General features: G+C 71.5%; 4 protein-coding genes. 2 read left to right on the plus strand and 2 right to left on the minus strand.

All coding sequences use genetic code 11. The features are described from left to right. Positions 1-101 precede the first annotated feature (101 nt). Complete coding sequence (locus tag LQV45_RS18830; protein ID WP_230008331.1) at positions 102-596, minus strand: phosphoribosyltransferase; 495 nt, start codon at positions 594-596, stop codon at positions 102-104. Between the two features lie 78 nt (positions 597-674). Between LQV45_RS18830 and LQV45_RS18835 the strand changes: the two genes are divergently transcribed. Continuing rightward, the gene (locus LQV45_RS18835; RefSeq protein WP_230008332.1) at positions 675-2,174 is read left to right on the plus strand and encodes an MFS transporter; all 1,500 of its coding nucleotides are present in this window, start codon (positions 675-677) and stop codon (positions 2,172-2,174) included. A gap of 10 nt (positions 2,175-2,184) precedes the next feature. Here LQV45_RS18835 and LQV45_RS18840 read toward each other — a convergent pair whose 3' ends face one another. Continuing rightward, on the minus strand, positions 2,185-2,955 hold the full coding sequence (locus tag LQV45_RS18840) for an SDR family oxidoreductase (protein ID WP_230008333.1): 771 nt from the start codon (positions 2,953-2,955) through the stop codon (positions 2,185-2,187). 151 nt (positions 2,956-3,106) lie between these two features. On the opposite strand from LQV45_RS18840, the gene LQV45_RS18845 reads away from it, so the two are divergent. Then, positions 3,107-4,429: a bifunctional o-acetylhomoserine/o-acetylserine sulfhydrylase gene (locus LQV45_RS18845; protein WP_230008334.1), complete on the plus strand. Its 1,323-nt coding sequence runs from the start codon at positions 3,107-3,109 to the stop codon at positions 4,427-4,429. The last annotated feature ends 2 nt before the right edge of the window (positions 4,430-4,431 follow it).

The following is a 4,431-nucleotide window of genomic DNA, read 5'->3' on the forward strand; positions in this document are numbered from 1 at the left end:
CTCGCCGAGCGCGGCGATGTCCTCCGCCACCGGCGCGAGGGGCTCCACCCACGAGGCGTCGATGAGGCCCGCGTCGGCGAGCTCGGCGAGGGACTTCGCCGTCACGCGGCGTCTTCCTCGTGAACCGACCCCTGGAACGACCACGGGAAGTCGATCCACAGCGAGGTGTCCTTCCACGAGTAGTCGGGCGCGATGATCGTCGTCGGCTTCGAATAGATGACCGCCGAGCGGGCCTCGGCGCCGTGCCGGTCGAGGAGCTTCACCGCCAGGTCGAGGGTGCGGCCGCTGTCGGCGACGTCGTCGACGAGCAGCACGCGGCGGCCCGCGAGGTACGACAGGTCCAGCGCCGGGGGCAGCACTTCCGGTGCGTCGAGAACGGTGCCGACCCCGGTGTAGAACTCCACGTTCAGCGCGCCACAGTTCTTCACGCCCAGGCCGTAGGCGATCGCGCCGCCCGGAAGCAGCCCGCCGCGGGCGATCGCGACGACCACCTCGGGCTGGAATCCGTCGGCGACGATGGCGCGGGAGATCTCTCGCGTCGCGACGCCGAAGTCCTCCCAGGTCAGCCGTTCGCGCTCGTCCGTCGTCTCCGCCACGCGGATCCCCTCTCTTCGTGTGTCTTTCACCCTAGGGTGAATCCCGGATGCCGCCCCGCGCGGTGCTAGCCTCACGCCATGTCGCGCGTCTCCGGCGCGGTCGGTCGGGTGCGCGGGTCCGCGCTCGGGGTGACCGCGGGACTCATCGGGTGGTTCGTGCTGGTCGAGCTCGCCAGCGGCATCCTGCAGGGGTACTACGTGCCGCTGCTGCCCGACATCGTCGTGCACTTGGGCATCCGCGACGCCGATGTCAACTGGTTCGAAGCGGCACAGCTGCTGCTCTCCGCCCTCGTCCTCCCCGTGCTGGCGAAGCTCGGCGACGTCTTCGGCCACAAGAAGATCCTGCTGGCCTCCGCCCTGGCGACGGCGGCGGCGAGCTGGTGGTTGGTGTTCGCCGACACGTTCCCGACGTTCCTCCTCGCGTGGGCGCTGCAGGGCTTCTACGTCGTGTGGCTGCCGCTGGAGATCGCGCTCATCTTCGATCGCGGACGCCGGCAGAGCCGCGGTGTCTCGCAGACGCGGCGGGCGGCGGGCCTGTTGGTCGTGGGGCTGCAGGCCGGAGCCATCATCGGCGCCCTCGCCGCCGGACGCTTGTTCGCCGCGACCGGCGGCGATCTGCGTCTCGCCCTCACGGTCCCGGCGATCGCCGTGACCCTCGTGTGCGTCGTCATCTGGCTCGGCGTCCCCGAATCGGAACGGATGCCAGGACGCCGCCGCCTCGACATCGGCGGGTTCGTGATGCTCGCCGCCGCCCTGCTGTGCCTTACCGGCGCACTGTCGTTCGTGCGCCTGCCCGCGGGCCCGGGGCCGGCGGTGATCGTCCCGCTCCTCGTGCTCGGGGTCGTCCTGCTCGTCGTGTTCGCGCGGTACGAGCTCGGCCGCCCCGACCCCGCGGTCGACATCCGGGTGCTCCGCCGCCCCGAGATGTGGCCCGTGCAGGCCACCTCGTTCCTCGTGGGGATCAGCCTGCTCGGCGCACAGGGGCCGCTGGCCACGTACGCCGGCACGGATCGCTCCCTCGGCTACGGACTCGGACTGGATGCCACGGACCGCTCGAACGTCATCGGCGTGTACCTCGTGTCGCTCATCGTCGGGGCGGTGCTGTTCGCGGTCACCTCCCGCCGGGCGAGCCCGCGCGTCGTCCTCATCGGCGCCGCGGTGCTCGTCGGCCTCGGGTACGCCCTGCTCCTGCCCCTCCACGTCGAGCTGTGGCACGTGTTGCTGTGCCTGGCGATCGCGGGCCTCGGCTCGGGGGCGCTCGTCGCGGCGATGCCGGCGGCAGCCGCGGCGGCGGCTCCGCGCGGACAGACGGGCGTGGCATCCGCTCTCACCAACACCACCAAGACCGTCGGAGGGACGATGTCGTCGGCGGTGTTCGGCGTCGTCCTCGCCGGGGGCGCGGGAGCCGCGGTGGCGGCGACGGCCGCGCCGCTGGCGGGATACCTGACCGTGTGGGGAATCTGCGCGGCCGGCGGCTTCGTCGCCGCGATCCTGCTGCTGTTCGTCCCGAAGGTCGCGTTCGCCGACAGCGCGGAGGGCGAGGCCGCCGCGGGGGCGGCGCGCGGCGAGGTCGCCTGAGCGCTCGGGGTCAGCGCACCCGCAGCGGACCGCGCGCCAGCAGGTGCTGCGCGGACTGCGCGACCGGGCGCATCGTCACGAGGTCGAGGTTGACGTGTCCGGGCGCCTCGAGCGCGTAGGCGATGACGTCGGCGACGTTCACGGCCACGAGCGGGGCTTCGACGCCTTCGTACAGCTTGTCGGCCCCCGCCTGGTCGCCGCCCAGGCGGTTGACGGTGAACTCCTCGGTGCGCACCATGCCCGGCGCGATCTCGATGACCCGCAACGGTTCGCCGTTCAGCTCCTGCCGGAGCGCGGCGACGAGCATCGACTCCCCCGCCTTCGCGGCGTTGTAGCCCGCTCCGCCGGGGTAGGCGGTCTGCGCGGCCGTGGAGGTGACGAACAGCAGGTCGGCGTGGCCGTCCCGCTCGGCCGCGCGCCGCAGGAGCGGGAGCAGGGATGCCACGAGCCGCTGCGACGACAACACGTTGGCCTCGAACATCCACCGCCAATCCTCGGGGTCGCCGTCTTCGACGCGGTCCGCGCCGCGCGCCCCGCCGGCGACGTGCACGAGGGCGTCGACACCGCCGGTCTCGTCGAGCCACGCGGCGAGCGTGGCGACCGCGTCACCGTCGGTGAGGTCGGCCACGTGGGCGACGATCCCCGTCTCGGCCTCGAGCGCGGTGAGGCGTTCGGCACGACGTGCCACCCCCACGACGTCCCACCCGCGGGCGCGCAGCTCCCGCGCGGTCGCCTCGCCGATCCCCGAACTGGCCCCGGTCACCACTGCGCGTCTCGTCATGGCATCCACGCTACCCGCGGGCGGCGACACGGGATCGCCGCGAACGTTACGGCGCGTGTCCACCCCTGTTGTCGGTGTCGGCGGCTCTCTCTACGCTCTCAGCAGGCCGTGGCATCCGTCGTCGGCCCCCGAGATTTCCGAAGGAGAAGCCGTGTCCGCACCCGAGAACTGGCGTTTCGAGACCAAGCAGATCCACACGGGCGCCCAGCCCGACCCGGTGACCAAGGCCCGCGCCACCCCGATCTACCAGACGACGTCGTACGTGTTCGACAACGCCGACCACGCCGCGAACCTCTTCGCGCTGGCGGAGTTCGGCAACATCTACACCCGCATCCAGAACCCCACCCAGGACGTCGTCGAGCAGCGCATCGCCGCGCTGGAGGGGGGCACCGGCGCCCTCCTGGTCGCCAGCGGCCAGGCGGCCGAGACGTTCGCCGTGCTCAACATCGCGCAAGCCGGCGACCACATCGTCTCGTCGAGCTCGATCTACGGCGGCACGTACAACCTCTTCAAGTACACCCTCGCCAAGCTCGGGATCGAGACGACCTTCGTCGAGAACCAGGACGACGCCGAGGAGTGGCGCGCGGCGGTCCGCCCGAACACGAAGCTCTTCTTCGCCGAGACGATCGGCAACCCGAAGATCAACGTGCTCGACATCCGCACGGTCGCCGACATCGCGCACGAGAGCGGCGTCCCGCTCATCGTCGACAACACGATCGCGACGCCGTACCTCATCCGTCCGTTCGAGCACGGCGCCGACATCGTCGTGCACTCGGCGACGAAGTTCATCGGCGGCCACGGCACCACGATCGGCGGCGTCATCGTCGACGGCGGAAAGTTCGCCTGGTCGCAGAACGTCGAGAAGTTCCCCGGTCTCACCGAGCCCGACCCCTCGTACCACGGTGCGAGCTACACCACCGCGGTCGGCGACGGCCTCGCCTACATCATCAAGGCGCGCGTGCAGCTGCTGCGCGACCTCGGTGCCTCGATCGCGCCGCACAGCGCGTGGCTGCTCATCCAGGGCCTCGAGACCCTGTCGCTGCGCATCGAGCGCCACGTGCAGAACGCGCAAGAGATCGCCGAGTGGCTCGAGAGCCACGACGACGTCGCGAGCGTGAACTACTCGGGCCTGCCCACGTCGCCCTGGTACGCCGCCGCCAACAACTACGCCCCCAAGGGCGTCGGTGCGGTGCTGTCGTTCGAGCTCAAGGGCGGTGTCGAGGCGGGCCGCGAGTTCGTCAACTCGCTGGAGCTGTTCAGCCACCTCGCCAACATCGGCGACGTGCGCTCGCTCGTCATCCACCCGGCCTCGACGACGCACTCGCAGCTCACTCCCGAGCAGCAGCTGACCTCGGGTGTCACCCCGGGCCTCGTGCGCCTGTCGGTGGGTCTCGAGAACATCGCCGACCTGAAGGCCGACCTCGACCAGGCCCTCGCCGCCGCGCGGCGCCTGTCGGAGGCCGCGCGCGCCTGACG

The sequence above is a fragment of the Microbacterium sp. Bi128 genome, assembly GCF_918698205.1.

Coding starts and splice junctions, on each gene's coding strand:
- LQV45_RS18835 (WP_230008332.1), top strand. CDS start 675: ATGTCGCGCGTCTCCGGCGCGGTCGGTCGGGTGCGCGGGTCCGCGCTC.
- LQV45_RS18840 (WP_230008333.1), bottom strand. CDS start 2,955: ATGACGAGACGCGCAGTGGTGACCGGGGCCAGTTCGGGGATCGGCGAG.